The sequence below is a fragment of the Nocardia niigatensis NBRC 100131 genome (assembly GCF_000308655.1).
GTDB lineage: Bacteria > Actinomycetota > Actinomycetes > Mycobacteriales > Mycobacteriaceae > Nocardia > Nocardia niigatensis.
Map to the genome: position 1 here is coordinate 1 of NZ_BAGC01000051.1, position 22795 is coordinate 22795.

Genomic DNA, 22795 nt, shown 5'->3' on the forward strand with positions numbered 1-22795 from the left:
TTGCCTCCACTACCGTCTGCGTAGTCGTTGAGCCGTTCCGTGGTCCGCGATACGCGGTTCGCCAGACCGGCTACCGCGCGTTCGGCCACGGTCCCGGCAAGGTTCTGCACCGATTGCTGCAGCAAACCCGTCGGGGCAGATGTGGCGGTTTTCCCTGCCGTCGCCCCGGCACGGCCCACGGTATCGGCGACCCGGCCGATGGTGTGAGCGGTCGCCTTACGGTGTCCGTCGGTCTTCGGCATCGACCTCACCTCCTCACGCGGCGCACAGGCGCTTCGCCGGCGTCGGCGCCGGCTCGGACCGAGGAGACCGACTTACGGTCCGTGGAACCGGAGCGACGCTGCGAGCTTCGAGAGCTCGATTCCTGGCTGCCGGCTCGCGCACGCGCGGCGGGCCGTCCCCTGCGCTCGTCTTCTTCTTCGTACGAATCCGTTTCACGCGAATCCGTTTCGCGCTCATCTGGGCCTCTGTCGGCGACGAGTGTCGAACCCTGCTCTAGCCGGGCGCTGAGCGCATCGAGACGGTTGCTCGTGGCAGTCACCGCGGCCGAGCGGACCGCCCCCAGCAACTCCCCGCGCACCGTGTCGGTGAGCTGCGCCAGCTCCGGCGACGATTTGAGCAACGAAGTCCCGCGCTCTAGCAGCTCTGCGGTCATCCCCGTGTTCCGCCTCGCCATCGCCGCACCCGCAAGCGACAACGCAAAACGCATCTTGCGCGTGCGTCCCAGCACGTAACCGATCCCCACCCCCACCACAATTCTTACGCCATCTTTCATGGCCTACTCCTTGCTTGCTCGGCTGCCGCAGCACCGATACGGCCCCAGGTTGTTAGAGGTCGGGCCGCGACACCCTGATGAGTGGGATAGGCCATATTGCGAATGGCCATACTCGGCATATACCCGGCAACCACCCATCGAATCTGACGTCACGTGACGGTCGGATGTTGGCGGCGGTGAGCACTATCGCGCCCACCGTGCTGAGTGCGAGCCTGCCCGCGCCGATACGCCGAACCCCGACCTGGGACCGCGGCCGGGAAATCGCCGGCCACAAGGCCATCACCGCGGCGTGGCACTCAGCCGGGTCGATGGGGTGGCTTTGTCGACCCGCCTTGTCGTGGCGACGCCACTTGGCTGGAGTCACTGTTGACGGGCTGCGGGGATCTGGTGCCGGCCGAACGCACGCACATGCCGAATGTCGCGTATTTCGGAGGCCGCTAATCGGTTGCCGGTCAGTCTGCGAGCAGGATGGTGAGCAGGGTGCGGAGTTGGTGTTGTTGCTCGCTGGTCAGTCGTGCCAGCGGCCGGCTGGCGAAGGGCATGCGGGCTTGCAGGTCCTCGGCGACGCGTCTGCCCTGATCGGTCGCCGCGACCAGGCGCACTCGACGGTCGTTCGGATTCTCCCGGCGCTCGATCAGGCCCCGGGTCTGCAATTTGTCGACGAGCGCGGTGACATTCGACGGCTCGGTGTGCAGATGTTCGGCGATCCGCCGGGTCACGACCGGTTCCTGCGCCGCCAGTAGCGCTTTGGCCTGCATGGGCGTCAACCCATGGGCGCCGGCCGCTGCTTCCGCCTCGGTGGCGTACCGGCGGTTGATCGCGGCGAACAGCCCCACCACCTCGGCCGTCAGTTCCCGCTGCTCCTGCTCGCTCGACATGCCCTCCACTATAGCGATACCCCATAATAATTATGTTGTATTATGATTATGGTTCATAACCAATAGCCAGGAGGAACCCCATGAGCCCGTCCATCGACCGGAAAACCGTCCTGATCACCGGCACCTCAACCGGCATCGGACTGCACACGGCCATCCACGCCGCCCGCTCCGGCTGGCAGGTAATCGCCACCATGCGCGACACCGCGCGCTCGACCGCACTCGTCGAACTCGCCCGCCACAACGGCGTCGCCGACCACGTCGAGGTCCGGCAGCTCGACGTCACCGATCCGGCCTCCGTCCACCGCTGTGTCTCCGGCGTCGTCGACGACCACGGCCACCTCGACGCACTGATCAACAACGCGGGCGCCGGCCACCTGGGCACCCTCGAACTGGAGGACATCGGCGAGATCCGCGCCGTCATGGAGGTCAACTTCTTCGGCGTCCTCGAAGTCACCCGCGCCGCCCTGCCGCAGCTGCGCGCCACACGCGGACGAGTGCTGACCGTCAGCAGTGTCGGCGGGGTCATCGGACAGCCGTTCAACGAGGCATACTGCGCCGCGAAGTTCGCCGTCGAGGGCTTCATGGAAGCCTTGGCCCCGGTAGCCGCGCAGACCGGCGTCTCGGTCAGCGTCATCGAACCCGGTGCCGTCGCAAGCGAATTCGTCGCCAACGTCGGTGGACGAGAAGCACTGGCCACGAATGCGACCGGACCGTATGCCGCCGCGCTGGCCGCCTACCGCAAGCGCACCGAGAACGCCTTCGCCAACGCCCAATCTCCCGAATCCACGGCCCAGGCCATCGTCGAAGCACTCGACGCCAGCGACCTCCCGTTCCGAGTCCAGACCTCCGACACCGCCCGAGACTTCGTCGCCGTCAAACTCGCCGACCTCGACGGCGCGAAAGTGCAGGAGATGACCAGCACCTGGATCGGGTGAACCACCCAACCGCGTAATCAGGCCCGTCGTACCCGGATGTGGGCGAGCGAATAATCAATTCATCGCGTCGCCCACACCTACGCACCCTCCTCGCGCTGGTCACCGTTTTCGAACTACACCCATACGCCGCGAGGCGCGCGGTTCGAAGCGGCCAGGTCGCGTGACGAAAGATCAACGGTCCGAGATCATCTCGGGCCGCTCGGTCACGCGCGTTGCACGCGCAACGAGCGGATCGGCTCGTGGTTTGGCATGCCAGGATGGCCGCATGACTCAGGTCCCCGAAGAATGTGCACTTCCCACTGATCCGGCTCGGGCGAACGACTATGACAGCTTCGCCGAGCTGTACACGGCCGAGAATGAGACCAACCTCTACAACGCCTATTACGAACGGCCCGCGATGCTGGAGCTCGCTGGGGACGTAGCGGGCAGACGCATCCTCGACGCCGGCTGTGGCTCGGGCCCGCTTTCCGCGGCGTTGCGCGATCGCGGGGCCATTGTGTCCGGCATCGACGCGAGCACCGGGATGCTGGAACTGGCCCGACAGCGCCTCGGTGCTGACGCGGATCTCCGGGTCGCCGACCTGGCCGGCCCGCTGCCCTTCTCCACGGCAGCGTTCGACGACGTCGTCGCGTCCCTGGTGTTGCACTACCTGGAAGACTGGGGACCGACGCTGACCGAGCTGCGGCGTGTACTGATCCCCGGCGGCCGACTGCTCGTCTCGGTCGACCATCCCTTTGTGGCCTACGGCGTTCAACGCCTGGCCGGACGCAGTCCCAACTACTTCGAAACCTACAAATGGACCTTCAACTGGACCCTGGGCGACAGGACCGTCCCGATGAGCTTCTGGGCGCGGCCACTGCACGCGATGACCGACGCCTTCACCGCCGCTGGCTTTCACATCTCGCTCATCTGCGAACCGCAGCCGGTCCCGGCCGCCCGCGAGCTGTTCCCCGAGCAATACCGAGCCCTCACCACCGGCCCGAACTTCCTGTTCTTCGTCCTGCACAGCAGCTGACCGCCGCCACTTCGCGCCATTGCCAGCACTGACCGTGCCCATAAACATCCGCTTCTGCCGCGTGGCGCGCTGACCGAACCGGCCAGTGAGTGCGGCGGAACATCAACTGGCCCTTGCCATCCGAGGAACGGACGAACGCACCGTAATGCCGAGATCCGAGTGGTTGGCCCTATCTCGCACAAACCCTTCCGAATCGGCGAATCCTGACCAATTCCGTTGGCAACGTGCGTGATCCAGCCAACCCGGAACGCCGACCACCCTCCAGCTTCAACGCACTCTCCAGCCGCATACCGCGCTGACCGAACCGGCAGGCAGGCATCGGAAGATCAACGTACGCAGATCATCTGATGAAACGGCCGCGACTCGGACTCGACCGCTGGCTCGTGCGGCGGTCGAGCCAGCAGGCCGTCAGCTCAGCGTCTTCAATGCCGCCGCGTCGTATGGCTTCAGCTCGTCGATCTGTCCCGCAAGCACTTTGGAGGCCCATTCCGGGTCCTGGAGGAGCGCGCGGCCGACTGCTACCAGGTCGAATTCGTCGCGTTCGAGGCGGTCGAGGAGGTTGTCGAGGCTGCCTAGCGCGGCGCCCTCGCCGGTGAAGGCGCGCAGGAAGTCGCCGTCGAGACCGACCGAACCGACGGTGATCGTTGTTTTGCCGGTGAGCTTTTTGGTCCAGCCAGCCAGGTTCAGGTCCGAGTCCTCGAATTCCGGGAGCCAGTAGCGGCGGGTGGAGGCGTGGAAGGCGTCGACACCGGCCGCGGCGAGCGGTGCGAGGATTGCCTCGAGTTGCTGCGGGGTCTCGGCGAGGCGCGCGTTGTAGGCCTCTTGCTTCCACTGTGAGTAGCGGAAGATCACCGGGAAGTCGGGGGAGACGACCGCGCGGACCGCCGCGACGATCTCGGCCGCGAACTGTGTGCGGGCCACGGCGTCGCCACCATAGGCGTCGGTGCGGCGGTTGGTGCGCTCCCACAGGAACTGGTCGAGGAGATAGCCGTGGGCGCCGTGCAGTTCGACGCCGTCGAAACCGATGCGCTCGGCAGCCGCGGCTGCCTCCGCGAAGGCGCCGATCACGTCGTCGAGGTCGCGCTGGGTCATCGCCTTGCCCGTGCCTTCGGTGCCGTCGAGGCGAATGCCGGAGGGGCCGACCGCGGGCGCCTCGGCGAAGGGCGGCTCGCCATGGTTGCGGACCATGCCGATGTGCCACAGCTGTGGCACGATCGTGCCGCCCGCGGCGTGCACGTCCTCGACGACCTTGGCCCATCCCGCCAACTGGTCCTCGCCGTGGAAGCGCGGTACGCGATCGCTCTGTCCGGCCGAATCGTGGCCGACGTAGGTGCCCTCGGTGACGATCAAGCCGACGCCCGCGGCGGCGCGGCGTGCATAGTAGGACCGCACGTCCTCGCCGGGAACGCCGCCGGGGGAGAACATGCGCGTCATCGGCGCCATCACGATGCGGTTCGGAACGGTGAGTCCGTTCAGTGCGACGGGCTGGGACAGCAGGTGGGCCGTTCGGGAGGCGTCGGAGGCGGTGACGGTCACTGGGTACTCCTCGTGGTTACTTGCCAATGTCGATGGTTGAGAACTTCAAGCAATAGGTCAGACGCTAGTGGTAAATATTTGAGGTAGTCAAGTATCTGCGGATAGGCTGGTCCCATGGCAGCAGCTCCCCGCGTCGACACCGCCCAGCTCATGGAGTTGCTCTCGCTGTCGCTCGGCGCCTACTACGGGGACTTCACGCTCGCGGCGGCGAGCGAGAACCTCACGGCGATCCAAGGCAAGACCCTGACCGTGCTGCGCCGCGGGCCCGTCGCGATGCGCGCCCTGGCCGAAATCATGGCCTGCGACGCCTCCAACGTCACCGGGATCATCGACCGACTCGAGAAGCGCGGGCTCGTGCGCCGCGAGGCCAGCGCATCCGACCGGCGCGTCACGAACCTCATCATCACGACCGAGGGTGAGCGGATCACCGACGCGATCCGAGCGAAGATGCATGCCACCCGGGATGGGCTGAACAGACTCAGCGACGAAGAGCAGAACCACCTGTGCGCCTTGTTGGAACGGGTGTTCATCACCCGGTCGGCCGCCCGCCCCGAGTGACCCGTACCGAATGTGATTGGAGCCGAGCTTTATTCGGCGCATCTGCGGGGACTGTCCCGGTCGGCTCAGCGACCACCAACAGCGATCGTTGAGGCAACGGCAAGTGGATCATCGTCCTGGGCGCGCTCCGTGAGGTGTCACGTATTCGAATTACGTTGTGCCCCTCCTGATCGGGGCACCGGAACCCGTGGCTGGCTACAGCACAATGATCTTGGAATGGTTGGTAGCGCATTCCATTCCAACAGAGGGGTTTCCGCACGATGACTACTGTTCGCTCCGCTCTCCGTGCCGGCCTGGTGACCACGGTTGCCGCCGCCGCGATCGCGGCGGGATCCGCGGTCGCCGCCGCCTCCCCCACGTCAGCCGACGGGGTTCCCCTGGAACTCGCCTCGCCCGCAGACCAGCCGACCGTCGCCCAGCCGATCTACACCCCGGACAGCGGCAGCGCCGCAATCAACCTCCTCAACCTCCTCACCGGCAGCGCAGATCGCCCGTGCAACACCCCCATCACCTGCGGCTGACCTGACCTCGCACGCAGGCCATCCATCGCCGACTTCGCTCGATCCCGCCCCACCACAGCGTCCTAGCTGCCACCGGCGCGGCCTCAACTACCGTTACTCATTCGAACGTTCTCCTGCGATGGGACACCAAGCCCGACAAGCGCATCAGGAGGACGTTCCTCATGTCCAGACACCCGAAGCACCGAACGTCTTTCCATGCCGCAGGTCGCGCTGAGAGCACCGGCCAGTGTGGCGCAGTGGGAGATCAATTGGCCCTGGCGATCGAGGCCGGCGGAACGCACGCACATGCCGAATGCCGTGCGACCGGTCAAATCCCGCACAATCCGCTGTAGAAAGGCAATTTCGCGCCAATTCCTCAGCTGTAGTGAACGTTTAGAACAGATGGGTTGGCCGTGCATGTCCGCGTGGCAGCGCACTCTCCTGCCGCATAACGCGCTGACCGAACCGGCCAGTGCGAGGCGCCGGCGGTCGGAACCTGGTGCGGTGCAGAACGTCCGCAACTGCCGGTTCCAGGACATTTCGGACCGCTTACAGGGCCACCAGAACTAGGCTTCGCGGATGGTTCCGATCTCGCATGCGATTGGTTTCGCCATCGCCGCGTTCGTCATCATTGTCATTCCAGGGCCGAATGTACTGTTCGCCGTTGGGCGCGCACTCACGTTGGGACGGCGGCCCGCAGTGCTGTCGGTCATCGGTGGTGTGACAGGCTCGCTGGTACCGCTCATAGGCGCGGCTCTGGGGCTGGGGGCTGTCTTGATGGCCTCGGCGTTGCTGTTCACTCTCGTAAAGCTGATCGGAGCTGGGTACCTGATCTATCTGGGTATCACGACGATTCGGCGACGGAAGGAACTGGTTGCAGCGCTTGGTGCCGATGTTCCGGCCTCCGGTAACCACCGCGTGCTGCGACAGGGATTCATCGTGGGTGCGACGAACCCGAAGACGATGGTCTTCTTCGGCGCGGTGCTTCCGCAATTCGCGGCACCCGATGCGGGCGCGCTGCCAGCGCAATTGTTGACACTGGGTGTGATTTTCCTTGTTCTCCAGGCGCTTTCGGACGGCACATGGGCGTTGATGGCGGCCACCGCGCGGTCATGGTTCGCGCGATCGCCACGTCGACTCGAAGCGATCAGCACTACCGGTGGCGTGATGATCATCGGAGTCGGGACCAGCGTGGCATTCGCCGGAACCAACTAGGTACCGCAAGGAACGGCGACGGGACCGATGCACTCCAGGCCCTCAACGCCACTCTGCAAAACGCCCTCGACGAATACGGAGCCCTCGCCCCGGGGCACTGACCACAAGATCCTGCGCTCGGGCCCGAGGCCGTCGTCGACGTCCGCCCGGACGTGGCCGTCAGCTATGCCGATGAGGGCCGCTATGTTCCGTTCGGTGGGTCACCGGCCAGCGGGTGACGCCCACGGAATGCTCGTAGCCGACACTTCGCTCGATCAAGGCGGGCCATTCGCCGATTTCGCGCAGCGCCGACTAGACGTGAAGTCGAATGAGTCCATCGAGCGCCGCGACACCCATGACCCGGGGAATACCGATATCGATCTGCCCGGAGCGCGGTTCGGCCACCAGCAATCATGCGTTTGGGCCGGCTGTGTCCAGGGCGAACCACGGGTTCCGGCGCGCTGCGCCGAACCTTACGCGGTCGAAGAAAAAGCTCCGCACCTGTGGTGCGGAGCTCTTTATAAAAGGTCGCGCTGAATCAGATGGCGCGGACGTCCTGGGCTTGAGGGCCCTTCTGGCCCTGCTCCACCGAGAACTCGACACGCTGACCCTCGTCGAGGGATTTGTAACCCGCGCCGCTCACGGCCGAGTAATGCACGAAGACGTCCGGGCCGCCTCCGTCCTGAGCGATGAAGCCGAAGCCTTTTTCACCGTTGAACCATTTCACACTGCCTTGAGCCATGCTGTAAACAACTTCTTCTCTGTAGTGAGCCGGGCAAATTCTTGGTGAGAAGCCCGTTCTCAATCCCATACTATGCCATGAGGCTCCGCGATCGCGCGCATCGCATAGCCACAAAGGCCATGCCCGGCTAGGCCCGCGCTACGGCTGGTCACGGAAAGGTCTACCGCCGCAGACGATTTCGCCTGCTACCAGCCACGTGGTTGGGTGATCGTTTTCCGAACGGCTCCCGGCGGTCCGGGTGGTCTGCGCTCGCGGTGTGGACGGTCCAGTTCGGTGCCCTCCCTACCGCCGACGGCACGGCGGTCCTGCGTACTGATCACATGGCAGATCGGCCGAAGCGATACAGGAACGTGTGGGCTGGGGCCGGTAGTCGCCTCATCTCGCCTGTTGAGCAGTACGCTGGTCATTGGTCCCGGTGATTGCCGAGCCGCTCGAGGCCTCTCTGCGGTCCAACTTGTCGAATCGCGATGCCGGCCGAATCTCTCGGAGAGGCGAATGTGGCAACGACCGCAGGCGAAACGAATGACCAAGACTCCACTGCCGCCTTGGCGGGGCACTATGACGCTGCGGACAGCATCTGGGATGAGGACGAGTCTCCGGCGCTGCGCCGGGCACGTAAGGAAGCCGAGCTCACCGCCAGTGGTGATTCGACGCGAGCGTATCTGAAGCAGATCGGGCGAGTTCCGCTGCTCTCCGCGGCCGAAGAGGTCGATCTTGCGGTCCGGATCGAGGTCGGGCTGTATGCGGCGGAGAAGCTGCGGGCCGAGTCTTACAGGCCCTCGGGTCTCACGGTCGCACGTCGCCGAGACCTGACCTGGGTCGTGCAGGACGGCATCGCGGCCAAAGATCATCTGCTCGAGGCGAACCTGCGGCTGGTGGTGTCGATCGCCAAGCGGTACAGCGGGCGCGGCATGGCCTTTCTCGACCTGGTCCAGGAGGGCAATCTGGGCCTGGTGCGGGCGGTCGAAAAGTTCGACTACAGCAGAGGATTCAAGTTCTCGACCTATGCCACATGGTGGATTCGCCAGGCGATTTCTCGCGCCATGGCCGACCAGTCCCGCACCATTCGCATCCCGGTGCACATGGTGGAGATCATCAATAAGCTCGGGCGTGTACAGCGCGAACTGTTTCAGCAGCTGGGCCGCGAGGCGACAGACGAAGAGCTTGCCGCGGAATTGGGTATTACACCCGCGAAGGTTCTCGAGATTCGGCAAATCGCACGGGAACCGATCTCGTTGGACCAGACCATCGGTGACGAGGGCGCAACCCAGTTCGGCGATTTCATCGAAGACGCCGAGGCCATCGTAGCCGTCGAGGCGGTGGCGTTCACCCTGCTGCAGGAGCAGTTGGGGGCGGTCCTCGACACGCTCAGCGAGCGCGAAGCCGGCGTCATGCGCCTGCGTTACGGCCTGGATGACGGGCAGCCTCGAACCCTCGACGACATAGGGAAGATCTACGGCGTCACCCGTGAGCGGATCCGGCAGATCGAGTCGAAGACGATGTCGAAGCTCCGTCACCCATCGCGCTCACAGTTGCTCCACGACTACCTCGAATAGAGGGGTGATGGTCCTGCGGACGGTTGAAGGTCAGCAGCGGACCCTGCCGCATTTGTCTCGCGGCCCAATCCGGGAGGCCGGTCGGTGAACGCCTGGTACGCGCGCCGGGAGGCATCCACCAATCCTGATGTCCGACAACATAATTACATGCCCGCGGCCGTCTCGATGGAGCGCAGCATCGCCGAGAAGCCAGTTGCTGGCCGTCGAAACTTGAACCAGCACAGCGGCTTTGCTCAGGCCACGCGGTTCGAGGCCGGTCGCGGTGCGCCCGTGTAGGTCCACGCGACCGGCAGCAGGACGCCGACGTCGAGCTCGTCCGCCAATCGCTGCCTGGCCAGGCGTTCGCTCAGCTCCGGCATCGCGCCGACCGGACTGCCCGCCAGGTCGGTCAGGCACCTGCGCAGTACCGATTCCACCTGCCGCCGCGAAACCTCGCCGCCGAACTCCGCGCATAGCCGCCTCACCGTCTGCTCGTACATTCCGGGATTCATCGTGTGTCGCGACGGCGTGGTATCGAGAACCATGATCACGGCTACCAGGCTGCAGTGTGCGTCGACGCCACGGCAGGGCCGAAAGGCTCCTCCCGATTTGCCTTGGCCACCAACGGTTGTGCACTGCATCCAGGACCGACGGCAAGGTTGCGGGAACAGTGATGTGCCCTTCGGGGCCCCGACAGCTGACTTTCGGCCCCTGTGGTGAGCCAGCGTGGCGGGCGATCTTGGATCAGGCAGCGCCAGCGTAGCCGCTGCCACTTCCGGAATGTTCCTGCGCATCAGGAGAATCGCATGAGCGACACCACCGCCCAGCCCGCCATCGGCCGGAACTCGGTAATCTGGCCCGACCCCAGCCCCTTGGACTCTTGGTGGCACCGGGTGATGTACACCGAAACCAGCTCGGCCCCGCAGACACTCCGAATGGCACGCTGACCAGCGACCCTACGCATGCAAATCGACACCTCGAGCCGAAGAAGGAGAATCGGAGATGGCCCGAAAGCAGTGGAAAGATCTGAACGTGCGCACTCGCAGGCTGATCGTGGGCGCCGGCGTGATCGACGGCATCGCGAAGATCGCGGCCCTGCTGGATCTGCTCCGACGGCCGCCCGAGCAGATCCGCGGCTCCAAACGCGTATGGGCAACCTCGATCGTGCTGGTGAACTCGATAGGCGCCCTCCCCGTCGCATACTTCCTCCTCGGACGCCGCGCACCGGACGACAACGCTTGACCTGCCGCTGTACGGTCCTCCCGATCCCAATGAAGTTCATCGAGGGCGCACTCGATCGCCGATGAGCGATAAATCAGGGCGAGGATCGGCTGATGCAGTCCTACGAGTGCGCGTTCTGCGGCAATACGGTCGAGGACATGAGCGCTGACTTTCCTGTCATATCGGTGTCAGGCTCCGAGATACAGTGTTCTCGAGAGCTTTTCGTCGTTCAGCGGCGGTGGCGACCGCGACCACCGGAGCGAACCTCCTCAGTTGCCCGCGGTGTCCGAATCGGTCAGCGCGGTGCGGCCGGCGGCGAGACCGACAGCTGCCCAGAGACATTTGCTGCCGCCGAATGTCGCGCATTCACGAGGTCGCTGACGAGCGGCCAACGTCCAAGATCAGACAACAACCCCGCACCGCAGTAATGACTCGCTCTTTCTGGCGAGACATCTGACTGACTCACCTCAGCAGGCCCCAGCAGAAGTCAGGGATCTTAGTTCTCCTCCTCGTCGCCGTACATGAAGTCGCGGGCCCCCTTCCTCGTCCAGCCACCGCTGCTCATCACCCTCGCCGCGGGAGCTACTGTCGGGACAGCGGTGTTCCTGCTCGCCGCACGAATGATCGGAATTCCTGAAATTCGCACAGCGCGAACCACGCTGATCCGTTCGTGACGCCCGGGAGAGCGACCCGCCCTGGGACGCACGCGCGGCGAAGACCGGTGAGGCCGGAGACTATTTCCCCACCGCGGTGGCCTTCGCCACGGTGGGGTAGCCGAGTTGGGCGAGGGTTTGCCGCAACCCCGTGACGTCGGTGCTCGAGCGGCCGGAGATGGCCTCGGCCGAGGCGAGCACGACCTGGTGCTGCTGCTGGATCTTCTCGATCTGGTGCAAGGTGTCGACATCGCGGGCATTGTCGCCGAGCACCAGCCGGGATCTGCTCGAGCATCTCGATCCTGGTGACCGACGGCCGTGAGCGGCACGCGATGGCGGTCACGAGCAGCTGCGGTGGTGGCTGCGGAGCTGGTCACGTTCGGCGGTGAGCGCGGCGTTGGTGTCGCGCAACTCGGTGTTGGCGTCCTCGAGGTCGAGGATCCGCGCGATCGCGACCAGGTTGATCCCCTGCCCGGCCAGGGCGGCGATACGCGCCAGCCGCGCCAGGTCGTCGTCGCTGTAGCGGCGGGTGCCACCCGAGCTGCGGGCCGGGGTGAGCAGCCCGTGCTGCTCATAAAGGCGCAGCGAATGCGCTCCCATCCCGGCCAACTCGGCGGCCACCGAGATCCCGTACACCGCCTGCCCCCGACCGGGCCGGTGATCGGGCGGGTAGTGGTCGTGTCGATCCTGCAGCATCGGACTCCTCTCTCATTCTCCCCAGATTACCTCACAGCTATGCTTGCACTCTTCTCGGTAGAGTGCTAAAACAAATCTAAGCCAGATGACACAAGTTATCTGATTTCCCTTCTATCGAGAATGGAGTGAATGGGAGGTGGCGACCATGCTGATGCGTACCGATCCCTTCCGTGACCTGGATCGCCTGACGCAGGCGGTGTTCGGCACGCCGGCACGGCCGGCGGTGATGCCGATGGACGCCTGGCGCGAGGGCGAGGAGTTCTTCGTCGAATTCGATCTGCCCGGCATCGACCCGGACTCACTCGACCTGGATGTCGAACGCAATGTGGTGACCGTGAAGGCCTCACGCCCGGAACTGGATCCGGGCCGGTCGATGATCGCCGCGGAACGCACCCGCGGCGTGTTCTCTCGCCAGTTGTTCCTGGGCGACAACCTCGACACCGACGCGATTCGCGCCGACTACCGCGACGGCGTGCTGCGCCTGTCGATTCCGGTCGCGGAGAAGGCCAAACCCCGCAAGATCGAGATCACCCGCGCCGAGCCCGACCGCCAGGCCATCGACGCCTGACCCCCGGATCCCGCACGGCGACGATGGGGGTCCGGTGATGACTGCACCGACCAGCACCAGCGCCACGGAAGCCTCGTGGCTCGATGCGCGGCTGCTTGCGCTGGATCCCGACCTCGAGGAGTTGTTCGCCGCGGTCGAGGAGGCCCTACGCGCTGCCGCACCCGGTGCCCCGCGACCGGGACTGCACCCGGCGCCGCGGTCGCGCCGGTCCTGGCGGGGGCGCGCGGGGCGGCTCGCCCGCCTGCACGGCCGCAGCCCGGGCCCGATCCCACCGGCTCCGCGCGGTCCCCCGAGCCCGGGGCGCTGTGTCGGTCCGAATCCGAGATCGTGAGCGTTCGAGGAGGTGATGCCTGTCCCTCAACAGCACAACCGTTCCCGCACGGGAGGCCGGGCGCGTCGACCCCCTGAGCCTGTAGCCGGCACCAGTCCCCGGTCCGAGACTCTCAGGACGGGCGTGCACAGCCACTCGAGGTGGCATCGCAGGCAAGGCGCGTCGTTCCCGCCCCCACGTGGGATCTTTCACAACACTGCGTCAGATACCTTCCGTCGACGGGTGAGCCCGGTCAGCTGACATCTTCCGGGCTCACCCGGCCCCTTCCACTGCCCACCCGATGAGTTGGGAGGAAGGACACCGCCATGGTGACATCACGACCACCATCCCGGCCGGCACCGACAGCGTCGAGCAAGCCCGCCTGGTGCGCGAGGCCGATCGCGATCTCGGCCTGGACACGACCGCGCTGCAACCGCTGGCCGAACGGGTGCGCGCCGCCTTCGACTCCGCCGCACTGTTCACCGCCGCAGACATCGGCAGCGGCCCCGAAGCCGCCCGCGTCGTGCCCTACACCCGCGCCCACATGACCCCACTCCTCCCGTCGCACCGTCCGCGCCGCGTGCGACAACGTCGGCCGCGGTGGCGCCACCACACGCCGTGACCCGGTCACGCGGCCACAACCCGACAGGCTCTTGCCGGCCGCCTCCGATCCCGACACCCGCGGGCAGCACACGCGCCGACCAGCACACCAGCACGAGGATCATCATGACCCGCCGATCACATCCGCATGCCCCAGCCGATCATTCCCACGACGTGGGACAAAGGCTCACGGCCGCAACCGATTCCGGCGACTCACCGATGGGTGCACCGGCCCGAACCCAGCCCCCTGCGATCCGGGTGGAACACCACCATGGCTCCCGCCCAGCCGCCGAATGCGCCACTGAGGCCATGACCGAGGACTACGGCGGCACTGGTGAAGCGGTGGCGAAGGTGGTCGGCGCCGGCAACGCACTGCAAGCGGGCTGGTTCCGGTTCCACTTCGCCGACCAAAGCTGGGAGTGGTCCGACGAGGTGGCCCGCATGCACGGTTACACCCCCGGCGAAGTGACCCCGACCACCGAACTGCTGCTGTCGCACAAACATCCCGATGACCGCGACCGAGTGGAAGCGGCACTGGTCACCTCGGTGCACGACCACGCCCCGTTCTCCAGCCGCCACCGCATCATCGACACCCACGGCACCGAGCACCACGTCGTGGTGGTGTCGGACTCGATCACCGACGACACCGGCGCCGTGGTCGGCACCGAGGGCTACTACATCGACCTGACCGACCGCGACGCCGCACAAACCCACGCAATCCTCGACGACCTGCTGCCGCGGATACTCCAACACCGGGTGGTGATCGAGCAGGCCAAAGGAGCGCTGATGCTCGCCTACGGCATCAATGCCGAGCAAGCGTTCCGGGTACTGGTATGGCGGTCGCAGGAAACCAACATCCGCCTTCGTGATCTGGCGGCTCACCTGATCGGTGAAATCGCCACCATCCAGATATCACCGGCGACGCGCACGCAATTCGATCACCTGCTGCTGACCCTGCACCAGCACGCCCCTCGCAAGCCCGTCGAACAGGGCCTCGAACCATGAGACTCCGGCTCGCACGGCGGTGTCCCGGTAGCCGATCGGCTTACGGAACAGCCTGCCAGGTGGTCGGGGAAAACTCGCCAGGCCACGGTGTAGTTGCTGTCGGAGATCGAGGTAACCGCGAACCGCACGTGCTCGCCGCGGTGATCGACCGGGACGTCGGCGCCCATGATCCGCTCGGTGAGAGCCTCACGCGCGGCCGAGGACAGGACCGGGCGGCCGCGCTGATCCGTCCGGCCTCGGCGTCAGCTTTGCTGCGTTCATCAGCGAACAGCAGCTCCGGCAGGTTCTCTCGGTCGCGGATGCGCCAGGCGTCGGGTGCCGGTAAGAATCATGTCGCCTGGTACCTGAGCGTGTCTCCCGGTCTTCGGCCCTTATTCGATCTACAGCATCTCGGCGTACATGCGGCCGTCGCGCACCCCGAATTCGATCCGACACGGGAACTCCGACGGGTATCCGGCCTGGAGGTTGTGCAGATTGCCTCCGATGACGAATGTCGCCCACTCCCGCAACTCTTCGGGCAGTTGAAACATCCAGCCGTCGGTGGCGCGCACGTACGGGATGTCGGCACCGAGGGGATCGTGGCGGCCGAGAGCGGCCACATCGAGGATCATCCCCTTCTCCTGCGCTGACGCGATCGTGGGCGGCTGCAGCAGCATCATGGCGGAACCGTAGCGCCACCCACGCCCTCCGCGGGCGAGGCGCGACGAGGCGCGACGAGGACGCCCGATTTGCCCGGCCGGCAAGCCCGGAACCTACCGAAACCGCTGGTCACCCGACGCAATGAAAGCGCGGCGGCGCTTTGCCGCAAGGCATTTCAGCGGCTTCATGTACCACCTGACGCGATTCTTACTTTCACCCTTCGTGTGCGAGTGGTGGGGTCGGCTCCAACCCCCGCGGGGTGACACCCCGGCCAGCAGGGGGTCCCCTGCTGCGAAGCAGGGGACCCCCTGGGTTTCGACAGGGCGGGCAGTCATGCCGCCCAGGCGGTCAAAGCACTCGTTCGAGTAGCCAGTTGCCCTCTTCCTCGTTGACCAGCGAGGTTTTCGAGGCCGGGCCGGATGCGTAGAGGGCCTCGTCGAACTGGGAGCTGTCCGGATCGTCGCGGGGGCCGAGGCCTTCGAGGTCGCGGGTTCCCGCGCTGGTGATCTTCTCCAACCGCGGCATCTGGGGCATGGCTCCGACGGCGTTGAGCGCGTCTTGTTCGGCCGCGGTCGGTGTCGTGCTGTCGAGGCTGAAGAAGGCACCCACCCCATGAGCCATCCGCTTGTACTCGAGACGGGCCAGGGCGTAGCGGGTCAGCAGCGCGGCCCGGCCGGCGCCGACGACGGCCATGGGCTTGCTGCCAAAGCGCATCGCCTGCGTGCGCAGCGCAGCCTCTTCGATCACTTGCTCGGCGGTGTCCCAGTCGGATTTGTCGTCGTAGCCCACCAGGATCACGTCCTTGCCGCGTTGGGCCAGCTTCGTCCGCAGCGGATAGTCCGGGCCGTCCACCCGGTCCGCGAACGCGTCGAGGTCGGTGGGTCCGGGACCGGGTTCGGCGACCACGATCACCGGATCGACGACCCGCACCGCACCGTTGGCCGGGTACACCCAGGCGGTGCCCCCGCGGAGTTTCCACTGATCTGACGGAATGTTGTTGCCAGCCATGATTCGAACTCCTCTCACGTCGGAAAACGAAGAAGGAATCTCCCATCACGCACCCGTGACGGCGTGCAACAGCGCCCCGGTCACCGGCCACCGAACCGACGGTCACCAGGTGATCTTGATTCTAGGAGGCGTCTCCGTAGAACCACCGCTTCTCAGCGATCGCGGTATCAACCCGCGTAGCGCCGATGCGATCTAGTAGCTCCGCGGCCTGAGCCGGAGCGCCACACCGATCACGCTGGCGGGCAGCTTGACGGAGCATCCCCACCGGGCACCTGGACCGAATCCTGGCCCGGGACCCGGCCCTGACACCAGTCTTGAGTAGCCGCGTATGGCGCAGGACCGGGGTGCTGGACATGAGAGTAGCTCGCTTCCTGTTACGAGCTCGGATGTCAGAGTTGCCGGGGCGGAGCGCTAGCTGCCGGGCAGCAGGTTCGAACTACCGGATCCGATGCTGCCGCCGCCACCGCAGCCGCCCTGCTGGAGCTGCTGCGCCGCCGGTGTTCCGGGGGGCGCGGCGACCACGACCACCGTCAACGATTCCGTGTTACTGCCGGTGTGGGTGGACAGGGTGTGGGTTCCTGCGGTGAGTGGAACCCAGATGACGGACTGCCTGGAGCTTCCGATGCAGGCGCCGTTGTCGTAGAAGCTGCTGACGGGATTGACGGTGCTCACGCCATCGTAGCCAGCGATGAACGAATAGCTTTGTCCAACAATGAAAGACGCGGGTGTCGTGCAGGTTCCGCTCGAACAGTCCTGCACCTCGGGGCCGTGGATGCCAGCGGTGGCGAGGGCCGGGAACAGCGCGGTGAGGGTTCCGGCGACGCCGACAAGGGCTGCGGCCCAGGCGATGTGGCGTGCGCGACGGTTTGCGGCGGGCATTGGCGCTCCTTGCTTCGTCCAGATTTCTGGTCGAGCGGAATCCTGCCTTCACCCGCAGTGAAATACTCTCGCTTCACAAAATGGGTGACCCCAAACTTGTACGGGCACCGAAACGGGGGTCAGTCCGCCGCAGAGTACAGCGCGGTGGTCACCGTCTAGATTCGGCAGTCGTCGCCCCGTCATGCATGAACTGCACCGTGGCGATGAGCGAATCGGCCTGGTGACCGTTCGGAGTTCCCATTGCGGCCATGACTTCCCCTTGCTCTGCCCGAGGTACAGGTCGCACCAGGTGGTCAGCGGGTCGACGGCAGCGTGCCCGGTGACGACAGAGGTTCCTGCGATGAGAGCCAGCTGGATCGCACCGACGAAAGCTGCGCGGTGTGCGTACTTTGTGAATCGGTGGATTGCCATTATCCCCGCCCTCCTATCAGTGCCCGCGAACGTGTCGTCTCGGGCGCAGGGAAGGTGCTGCCGCATAGGGCCGACAAGATCCGCAAGTGCCTGGTCATAGATCGTTCGGCGGGAAAGTCGAGAATGGGTGGCGACGACCGGCCCCGACCTGGGGTCAACCCGCAGCCGGCAGAGTTCCGGGACCGGTATGCCTCGTGGGCGACGGAAGGTACTCGCGCAGCGCTGCACGATTCAGGCTGACGAAAGTCATCTGGAGCGAGCTGCGATGCCGCTGGTTGCGCTGACCGGACCCGCCATCGCGGGTGCGTGGAAGGTCAACGGGCAGGGGTCCGTCTGAGCCCGCCGATCGGATGTCGTCAGTGCACGGTAACGCCGAGTTACGGATAGCCGGGTGTCCCGCACTGCCTACCGCCAATCAGCGCCGTCTCGGTGCGGATTCCCCGATGGTCGATCCTTTCGGCCCTGGTGGGGTGGCTGGCGGAGCGCGCAGAGTGGGTGGACCCCGGTCGGCCCGACACGAATAGAGGTCATCGATGATTCCGGCAAATACTCTGGTACACAGTATGTTTCAGCGACTGTATGCGATCAAACGTCGGATGTACCAGGGCGGGCGGCCCGGAAGCCTGGCGAAAGCGCTGAACTGGATCTCGCGCCTGCAGTACTCGGCAGGTCTGCTGTCTCCTCACTATGCCGTGACATTGGAGATAGCCGGTCGCAGTACTGGCCGCCCGGTTCTGCTGCCGCTCGTGGCCGCAGACTTCGAGGGCGACCGTTATCTGGTATCGATGCTCGGCGCGGACGCCAACTGGGTTCGCAATGTCCGGGCCGCCGGCGGCCGAGCCATACTGCACCGCCGCGGGTCCGAAGCTGTGCACCTGGAAGAAATACCCCCTGACCTTCGTGCCCCCATCTTGCGCCGCTACCTGGCCATAGCTCCTGGCGCCCGCCCTCACATCTCGATCGATCGTCACGCACCGCTGGACGAGTTCGAGAAGATCGCCGATCAATACCCCGTCTTCCGTATCGACCCTGCGGTCTGACATGAGACACGTACCGTGCGACCGAGCGAGCCGACCCGATCCAGATGAGAATCGGCGAGAACGCACCATGATGCCGCACGCCGCGCTGACCGAACCGGCCGGCGTGGAGAAGGCAAAGGTCAACGGGCCGTGAGTATCCGGTGCCGACTGAACGCTGTTGCGGATGGATGGTCGAGGGGTGAGCCCGATCTGGGCTACCCGCTGGGGTATTCCGTGTGGATTTCGCCGGCGAACAGTCTCCAGTAGAAGGCGTTCATCGTCGCGGCGGCGGGTGCGTGCTGGGTCAGGATCTCGGCCACTGCCGGTGGCACGTCGTCGGGGATATGGCCGGCGGCGCACTGGAGTACGTACTCATTGCGGGCGACGGGGCCGCCGCTGGTTGGCATCGGTATTCCGCAGACCTCGGTCACCAGCCAGTTGACCAGACGCATTGCGGCGTAGTCGGCGTCATGAGTGGCGTGACGTTCGACGAAGTCGCGTTCGGCAGTCGACAGGTCGAAACGCGGCGAGGTGGCCAGGCCGAAGTCGGAGAGATAGATCCGCTCACCATCACTGCGCATGTTGCCGAAATGTCCATCCATATGCAGCAACTGGTGATCGCGCAGGAACATTACGATCTCTGAAAGCTGCTGCTCGACCAGGACGGCCTTACCAACCGGGTTCTCGCGCAGCCAGTCTGCCATCGTGAGTGGGATGTATTCGCAGAACAGCACAAGGGAGCAGCGCGCGGCGGCCAGCGCGGCCAAACGGGCACGAACCGCCGGGGACCCGCCCTGGGCTGCGACAACCGTGTCGATGTCGGCGTGTTCGGCTGCGACCGGCGGCCGGCCGGGCAGCACCCGCCAGTGGTAGAGCATCGGGAACGACTGTGTCTCACAGGCCAGAACGGCGTCGGTGACGATACTGTTCGCTGCCAGCTCTCGCCACGCGTTGAAGCTCGGGCCACCAATTCCGTACTGGCAGAACAGCGGCAGATCGAAGAGATTCGCCGTGGAGGCCCGACGGGTCAGCTCCCGATCGGTCAGCGGGATGCGCTTGACGAACACCGGAACGCCGTCGACGTCGAGAACCGCCGAACTGCCGCCCACTCCCACACTGTCGGGCCGACCCGCGTCCATCAGCTCGGTGAGCTCGAGGTCACCGTGGGAAGCCAGCACAGCTGAGAGTCTTTGGTAGCGCTCACTTCTGGGGGCTGTCACGGCACGATTCTGTCACCGGCCGACGAGGTCGGCTGCTGGTGGTGAACTGCGCCCCGTGACCGATGACGGGACAGGTCTTGTCGGCGAACGCACGATCGTGCCGATTGAGTGTTGCGATAGGGCAGGATTGCTTCCCGAAAGTCCTGCGACACCACTGCTCGAACCTGCCGGCCATGCGGTCGGCGTGGCGAACGACCCAGTCCTGCAAGCCGATCGAGTCTCCGACGCCAATCATCCGTGCGGTTGAAGCACAGCGGGCCCGAGCAGCCGACTCATCGCCCAGCTGGGTACGGTCGAAAACCGTCTCCTCCGTTGCGATCTCGACGTACCAATCGTCGTCTTCCGCGGCGAGTACGGCCGCGGTGAGAGCACGGCCGACGCGGCAGGGCCGTCGGGTTCAGCAGGAGGAATTGGCGGATCGCCGCCCCGAAACCGGTGGTCAACGCGGCCCATGAAATCCGGTGGTCGGGTGTGGCGACCACGTGGCAATACGGAATGGGGAATGAACTTCTGGAATAGCAGATGATCTCAGCAATCACTGCTATCCCAGACGCTCACTCGGATATCGAGCGTTGCAGGCCGGAGTTCTTCGAAGCCGGACTCAGATGCACCAGATGACGCTGCCGAGGTTGAAACACCATGCGGCTGATCCGAAGGATCCGTCGACCGGGGTGGCGGAAGTGGCCGGAGGTGCCGGGGCGGTGGAATCGGCGGTAGCCGCGGGCGCGGCCAAGGCGAGCATGGGTGCGGCAATAACGGTCGCGGCTACGGTTTTGAAGATTCTTCTGGACATTTCGCTTCCTTACAACGAGCTTTGTGACGTCCGACGTGCAACTAGGCTGCGCTGCCCAACCGCCGGACAGGGACTGCTGAATGCGTCGCGTGTCGAACCGACTTCGCGACACCCGATTCGCTCTTCGATAGGTACCCGACCCTGTCAGCAGCATACTCCCGGCTACCGCGCGATTTGTCCGGAGCTCGGAGATCAAGATGATGAATTTTCCGCATAAGTGAGCGATCGGCGTACAGTTCGAACCACCCTTCCGCCGACGCTCGGCAACCTGATCACTCGGCAGATCTGAATCGATCCAGGAAAGAGAGAATCTCGGTCGCGGTTCGGTCGACCTGGTCGAGGTGGAGGTAATGGCCTGAGGCTTCGATGCTCGCAACGGTTGCGGCGGACGAGATGAGTTGTGCCGCAACGGTCTCAGCTTCGTCCTCGGGGGCGGGCAGGTCTGCGTCCTCGGCGCCGGCCGGATTCCGACAGGTTCTTTCGGAGATCGGCGATCGACTGGTCGAAGTCGGCGGGCCTCCCGGCCGGGAAGAGTGTTCGGTTGGCTGCGCGAATCCAAGACCGCAGAGGACCCGACCGGGTTCGGCGGGTAGTCGCGCGGCGACGAAAGGTGCTGGCTAGCGGTTGAATTCGGCGTTGACCACGCCCTTGGTGAAGGCGGACCATTCGGCGGGGTTGTAGTCGAGGGTGACGCCCTGGGGGTTGATGAGGGTTGCGCTTCCGTCGGCGAGGACCTCGACGGACAGCTGGTCTCCGATTGGCCCGGAGTCGCCGCTCAACACGAGGTCCAGGAAGGCCGGCCAGAGTTCGGCGGTGATCGCCAGCGTCGGTTGGTCGTGAGACGGGCCCGTGTACTTGCTGTCTCGGATCAGTACACCTTCGGCGCGGTGAGAGACCTCGACACAGGTACCGTCCCCGCCACTGAAGGTGGACTTGAAGAATTCGGCGCTCACGCTTTTCACCTTAGTTCTGACATGCAATCTCCTTGATCAGCGCAAGCGAACGCTGGTGGTCGAGCGCGATCGCTTGGATCTGCTCGAAGAGGTACTCGAGTGCGGTGACTCGCTTGGCATCATCAACGATCTCGAAGTACGCGGCAGCTTCGATCCAGCCCAGAGTGGGAAGCCGCGCGCTGTCGAAGTCCAGCAGGTGGAAGGTCGCGGAGTTCAGACTCGCGATGGCGCCGCCTGCCTCGTACGGAATGATGCGGATGTCGAGAGTGTCCGGATGCTTCTCTGCCATCTCGATCAGATGCTGCAGTTGCCTGCTGCGAATGTCATCGTTGCCGACCTTGTACATCAGGGCCGCCTGCCCCACCACGACCGACAGCTCGAGCGGATCGGAAGCTTCGAGTAGCTGCTGCCGACGTAGCCGCGCGCTGACACGCGGCTCGACTTCGGTTGGCCTGCCAGTGGTTACCCGGGCCTTCATGAGAACGCGTGTGTAGTCCTCGATCTGAAGCAGTCCCGGTATCACGATGTTCTCGAAGCTGCGGATGCTCTGCGCACCCGCTTCCAGCCCGTAGTAGCGCATGAGGTGTTCGTTGAACAGGGCGGAATACTCAGCGAACGGATGCCGCGCTTTCGCAATGTCGCGCAGCGCCAGCAACTCTTCTCGTTCGTCGGCGTCGAACTCGAGCAGGCTCATGAGGTCCTTCAGCTTGTCCTCGGCGAGCGTGCCTCGCCCCCGAGTGAGCGCGGACCAGTACTGCTGGCTGACATCGAGCGCCTTCGCGATCGTGCTCGTCTTCACTCCGCGCTCGTCGGCCCGGTTTCTGATGCGCAGCATCAACTCCCAGTTGGCGACCGTTGGAGACGTACCAGTCATCTCGATCCTTCCTGCGAAGAAACCGCCAACACCGTATAGCACCGGACACGCCCGAAGTGCCGATTCAAGTCTTGCTAGTTGTAACAACTAGACGTAACGTGTGATTTGAACAACATTTCACAGCCGAGGTGGCGCACGGACCGCCCGGTATCGAAACCCAAGATCCGCAAGCGCATTCAGCGAGGAGCTGGCGTAATGCTTTGGGACATTTGGTTTTTACTTCTGATCACTGCTACCGGAATCGCACTACTGGCAGTCGCGCGGTGGGGATTCGGCGA

Annotated in this window: 25 protein-coding genes and 2 pseudogenes; 12 read left to right on the plus strand and 15 right to left on the minus strand. The window is 65.1% G+C overall.

Annotation, left to right across the window (positions count from 1 at the left end):
• From ON33_RS42860 to ON33_RS24170, 3 genes and pseudogenes are all read right to left on the minus strand, one after another.
• A pseudogene (locus ON33_RS42860) lies at window positions 1-242 on the minus strand (SRPBCC family protein); the annotation flags it as partial.
• Window positions 243-247: 5 nt separating this feature from the next.
• Window positions 248-775 (minus strand): hypothetical protein, encoded by a 528-nt coding sequence (locus tag ON33_RS24165; RefSeq protein ID WP_051152730.1) that lies wholly within the window; start codon window positions 773-775, stop codon window positions 248-250.
• Between the two features lie 452 nt (window positions 776-1227).
• Entirely contained in the window at window positions 1228-1653 is a 426-nt protein-coding gene (locus ON33_RS24170; RefSeq protein ID WP_040861410.1) for a MarR family winged helix-turn-helix transcriptional regulator, read from the minus strand.
• A gap of 80 nt (window positions 1654-1733) precedes the next feature.
• Between ON33_RS24170 and ON33_RS24175 the strand changes: the two genes are divergently transcribed.
• Entirely contained in the window at window positions 1734-2588 is an 855-nt protein-coding gene (locus tag ON33_RS24175; RefSeq protein ID WP_040861367.1) for an SDR family oxidoreductase, read from the plus strand.
• Between the two features lie 160 nt (window positions 2589-2748).
• Window positions 2749-3603 carry a class I SAM-dependent methyltransferase gene (locus ON33_RS24180; protein ID WP_245550688.1) on the plus strand — a complete coding sequence of 285 codons (855 nt, stop codon included), beginning with the start codon at window positions 2749-2751 and terminating at the stop codon, window positions 3601-3603.
• Window positions 3604-4011: 408 nt separating this feature from the next.
• Here ON33_RS24180 and ON33_RS24185 read toward each other — a convergent pair whose 3' ends face one another.
• Window positions 4012-5139 carry an NADH:flavin oxidoreductase gene (locus ON33_RS24185; RefSeq protein ID WP_040861369.1) on the minus strand — a complete coding sequence of 376 codons (1128 nt, stop codon included), beginning with the start codon at window positions 5137-5139 and terminating at the stop codon, window positions 4012-4014.
• Window positions 5140-5253: 114 nt separating this feature from the next.
• Here ON33_RS24185 and ON33_RS24190 point away from each other — a divergent pair, with 114 nt between their 5' ends.
• The 3 genes from ON33_RS24190 (at window position 5254) to ON33_RS24200 (ending at window position 7412) form a co-directional block, all read left to right on the plus strand.
• Window positions 5254-5697 (plus strand): MarR family winged helix-turn-helix transcriptional regulator, encoded by a 444-nt coding sequence (locus tag ON33_RS24190; protein WP_040861370.1) that lies wholly within the window; start codon window positions 5254-5256, stop codon window positions 5695-5697.
• A gap of 260 nt (window positions 5698-5957) precedes the next feature.
• Window positions 5958-6218 carry a hypothetical protein gene (locus ON33_RS24195; RefSeq protein WP_157184700.1) on the plus strand — a complete coding sequence of 87 codons (261 nt, stop codon included), beginning with the start codon at window positions 5958-5960 and terminating at the stop codon, window positions 6216-6218.
• A gap of 558 nt (window positions 6219-6776) precedes the next feature.
• Window positions 6777-7412 (plus strand): LysE family translocator, encoded by a 636-nt coding sequence (locus ON33_RS24200; protein ID WP_040861372.1) that lies wholly within the window; start codon window positions 6777-6779, stop codon window positions 7410-7412.
• A 517-nt stretch (window positions 7413-7929) separates the two neighbouring features.
• Here the strand turns inward: ON33_RS24200 and ON33_RS24205 are convergent.
• On the minus strand, window positions 7930-8133 hold the full coding sequence (locus ON33_RS24205) for a cold-shock protein (protein WP_040861373.1): 204 nt from the start codon (window positions 8131-8133) through the stop codon (window positions 7930-7932).
• Between the two features lie 488 nt (window positions 8134-8621).
• Between ON33_RS24205 and ON33_RS24210 the strand changes: the two are divergent.
• Window positions 8622-9689, plus strand: a pseudogene (locus tag ON33_RS24210) (RNA polymerase sigma factor); the annotation flags it as partial.
• 233 nt (window positions 9690-9922) lie between these two features.
• Here ON33_RS24210 and ON33_RS38510 read toward each other — a convergent pair.
• Complete coding sequence (locus ON33_RS38510) at window positions 9923-10168, minus strand: three-helix bundle dimerization domain-containing protein (protein ID WP_157184701.1); 246 nt, start codon at window positions 10166-10168, stop codon at window positions 9923-9925.
• A 306-nt stretch (window positions 10169-10474) separates the two neighbouring features.
• On the opposite strand from ON33_RS38510, the gene ON33_RS41575 reads away from it, so the two are divergent.
• Both ON33_RS41575 and ON33_RS24220 read left to right on the plus strand, forming a co-directional pair.
• The gene (locus ON33_RS41575) at window positions 10475-10615 is read left to right on the plus strand and encodes a hypothetical protein (RefSeq protein WP_157184702.1); all 141 of its coding nucleotides are present in this window, start codon (window positions 10475-10477) and stop codon (window positions 10613-10615) included.
• A 55-nt stretch (window positions 10616-10670) separates the two neighbouring features.
• Window positions 10671-10910: a hypothetical protein gene (locus ON33_RS24220; protein WP_040861374.1), complete on the plus strand. Its 240-nt coding sequence runs from the start codon at window positions 10671-10673 to the stop codon at window positions 10908-10910.
• 713 nt (window positions 10911-11623) lie between these two features.
• Here ON33_RS24220 and ON33_RS24225 read toward each other — a convergent pair.
• Window positions 11624-11815, minus strand: a complete 192-nt coding sequence (locus ON33_RS24225; RefSeq protein ID WP_040861375.1) for a hypothetical protein — start codon at window positions 11813-11815, stop codon at window positions 11624-11626.
• Between the two features lie 66 nt (window positions 11816-11881).
• Window positions 11882-12238, minus strand: a complete 357-nt coding sequence (locus ON33_RS24230) for a MerR family transcriptional regulator (RefSeq protein WP_040861376.1) — start codon at window positions 12236-12238, stop codon at window positions 11882-11884.
• 145 nt (window positions 12239-12383) lie between these two features.
• Here ON33_RS24230 and ON33_RS24235 point away from each other — a divergent pair, with 145 nt between their 5' ends.
• From ON33_RS24235 to ON33_RS24245, 3 genes are all read left to right on the plus strand, one after another.
• A complete protein-coding gene (locus tag ON33_RS24235; protein WP_083869263.1) occupies window positions 12384-12806 on the plus strand; it encodes an Hsp20/alpha crystallin family protein in 423 nt (140 codons plus the stop codon).
• A 611-nt stretch (window positions 12807-13417) separates the two neighbouring features.
• Window positions 13418-13738: a hypothetical protein gene (locus ON33_RS24240; RefSeq protein ID WP_040861378.1), complete on the plus strand. Its 321-nt coding sequence runs from the start codon at window positions 13418-13420 to the stop codon at window positions 13736-13738.
• A 287-nt stretch (window positions 13739-14025) separates the two neighbouring features.
• Window positions 14026-14721, plus strand: a complete 696-nt coding sequence (locus tag ON33_RS24245) for a PAS and ANTAR domain-containing protein (RefSeq protein ID WP_040861379.1) — start codon at window positions 14026-14028, stop codon at window positions 14719-14721.
• Window positions 14722-15101: 380 nt separating this feature from the next.
• On the opposite strand, the gene ON33_RS24250 is transcribed toward ON33_RS24245, so the two are convergent.
• The 3 genes from ON33_RS24250 to ON33_RS24260 all read right to left on the minus strand — a co-directional run bounded on the left by ON33_RS24250 (window position 15102) and on the right by ON33_RS24260 (window position 17247).
• Window positions 15102-15380: a hypothetical protein gene (locus tag ON33_RS24250; RefSeq protein ID WP_040861380.1), complete on the minus strand. Its 279-nt coding sequence runs from the start codon at window positions 15378-15380 to the stop codon at window positions 15102-15104.
• A 328-nt stretch (window positions 15381-15708) separates the two neighbouring features.
• Window positions 15709-16368 (minus strand): hypothetical protein, encoded by a 660-nt coding sequence (locus tag ON33_RS38515; protein WP_051152732.1) that lies wholly within the window; start codon window positions 16366-16368, stop codon window positions 15709-15711.
• Between the two features lie 411 nt (window positions 16369-16779).
• Window positions 16780-17247, minus strand: a complete 468-nt coding sequence (locus ON33_RS24260) for a hypothetical protein (RefSeq protein ID WP_040861381.1) — start codon at window positions 17245-17247, stop codon at window positions 16780-16782.
• A gap of 974 nt (window positions 17248-18221) precedes the next feature.
• Between ON33_RS24260 and ON33_RS24265 the strand changes: the two genes are divergently transcribed.
• Window positions 18222-18698 carry a PNPOx family protein gene (locus ON33_RS24265; protein ID WP_218001507.1) on the plus strand — a complete coding sequence of 159 codons (477 nt, stop codon included), beginning with the start codon at window positions 18222-18224 and terminating at the stop codon, window positions 18696-18698.
• A 194-nt stretch (window positions 18699-18892) separates the two neighbouring features.
• Here ON33_RS24265 and ON33_RS24270 read toward each other — a convergent pair whose 3' ends face one another.
• The 4 genes from ON33_RS24270 to ON33_RS24280 all read right to left on the minus strand — a co-directional run bounded on the left by ON33_RS24270 (window position 18893) and on the right by ON33_RS24280 (window position 22517).
• Window positions 18893-19855 carry a BUD32 family EKC/KEOPS complex subunit gene (locus ON33_RS24270; protein ID WP_245550689.1) on the minus strand — a complete coding sequence of 321 codons (963 nt, stop codon included), beginning with the start codon at window positions 19853-19855 and terminating at the stop codon, window positions 18893-18895.
• 643 nt (window positions 19856-20498) lie between these two features.
• The gene (locus tag ON33_RS41580; protein ID WP_157184703.1) at window positions 20499-20690 is read right to left on the minus strand and encodes a hypothetical protein; all 192 of its coding nucleotides are present in this window, start codon (window positions 20688-20690) and stop codon (window positions 20499-20501) included.
• A gap of 617 nt (window positions 20691-21307) precedes the next feature.
• Window positions 21308-21643 carry a DUF397 domain-containing protein gene (locus tag ON33_RS24275; protein ID WP_157184704.1) on the minus strand — a complete coding sequence of 112 codons (336 nt, stop codon included), beginning with the start codon at window positions 21641-21643 and terminating at the stop codon, window positions 21308-21310.
• Between the two features lie 10 nt (window positions 21644-21653).
• The gene (locus tag ON33_RS24280; protein ID WP_040861384.1) at window positions 21654-22517 is read right to left on the minus strand and encodes a helix-turn-helix domain-containing protein; all 864 of its coding nucleotides are present in this window, start codon (window positions 22515-22517) and stop codon (window positions 21654-21656) included.
• Window positions 22518-22795: the final 278 nt, after the last annotated feature.

Coding starts and splice junctions, on each gene's coding strand:
- ON33_RS24165 (WP_051152730.1), bottom strand. CDS start 775: ATGAAAGATGGCGTAAGAATTGTGGTGGGGGTGGGGATCGGTTACGTG.
- ON33_RS24170 (WP_040861410.1), bottom strand. CDS start 1,653: ATGTCGAGCGAGCAGGAGCAGCGGGAACTGACGGCCGAGGTGGTGGGG.
- ON33_RS24175 (WP_040861367.1), top strand. CDS start 1,734: ATGAGCCCGTCCATCGACCGGAAAACCGTCCTGATCACCGGCACCTCA.
- ON33_RS24190 (WP_040861370.1), top strand. CDS start 5,254: ATGGCAGCAGCTCCCCGCGTCGACACCGCCCAGCTCATGGAGTTGCTC.
- ON33_RS24195 (WP_157184700.1), top strand. CDS start 5,958: ATGACTACTGTTCGCTCCGCTCTCCGTGCCGGCCTGGTGACCACGGTT.
- ON33_RS24200 (WP_040861372.1), top strand. CDS start 6,777: ATGGTTCCGATCTCGCATGCGATTGGTTTCGCCATCGCCGCGTTCGTC.
- ON33_RS24205 (WP_040861373.1), bottom strand. CDS start 8,133: ATGGCTCAAGGCAGTGTGAAATGGTTCAACGGTGAAAAAGGCTTCGGC.
- ON33_RS38510 (WP_157184701.1), bottom strand. CDS start 10,168: ATGTACGAGCAGACGGTGAGGCGGCTATGCGCGGAGTTCGGCGGCGAG.
- ON33_RS41575 (WP_157184702.1), top strand. CDS start 10,475: ATGAGCGACACCACCGCCCAGCCCGCCATCGGCCGGAACTCGGTAATC.
- ON33_RS24220 (WP_040861374.1), top strand. CDS start 10,671: ATGGCCCGAAAGCAGTGGAAAGATCTGAACGTGCGCACTCGCAGGCTG.
- ON33_RS24230 (WP_040861376.1), bottom strand. CDS start 12,238: ATGCTGCAGGATCGACACGACCACTACCCGCCCGATCACCGGCCCGGT.
- ON33_RS24235 (WP_083869263.1), top strand. CDS start 12,384: ATGCTGATGCGTACCGATCCCTTCCGTGACCTGGATCGCCTGACGCAG.
- ON33_RS24240 (WP_040861378.1), top strand. CDS start 13,418: ATGAGTTGGGAGGAAGGACACCGCCATGGTGACATCACGACCACCATC.
- ON33_RS24245 (WP_040861379.1), top strand. CDS start 14,026: ATGACCGAGGACTACGGCGGCACTGGTGAAGCGGTGGCGAAGGTGGTC.
- ON33_RS24250 (WP_040861380.1), bottom strand. CDS start 15,380: ATGATGCTGCTGCAGCCGCCCACGATCGCGTCAGCGCAGGAGAAGGGG.
- ON33_RS38515 (WP_051152732.1), bottom strand. CDS start 16,368: ATGGCTGGCAACAACATTCCGTCAGATCAGTGGAAACTCCGCGGGGGC.
- ON33_RS24260 (WP_040861381.1), bottom strand. CDS start 17,247: ATGCCCGCCGCAAACCGTCGCGCACGCCACATCGCCTGGGCCGCAGCC.
- ON33_RS24265 (WP_218001507.1), top strand. CDS start 18,222: ATGTTTCAGCGACTGTATGCGATCAAACGTCGGATGTACCAGGGCGGG.
- ON33_RS41580 (WP_157184703.1), bottom strand. CDS start 20,690: ATGTCCAGAAGAATCTTCAAAACCGTAGCCGCGACCGTTATTGCCGCA.
- ON33_RS24280 (WP_040861384.1), bottom strand. CDS start 22,517: ATGACTGGTACGTCTCCAACGGTCGCCAACTGGGAGTTGATGCTGCGC.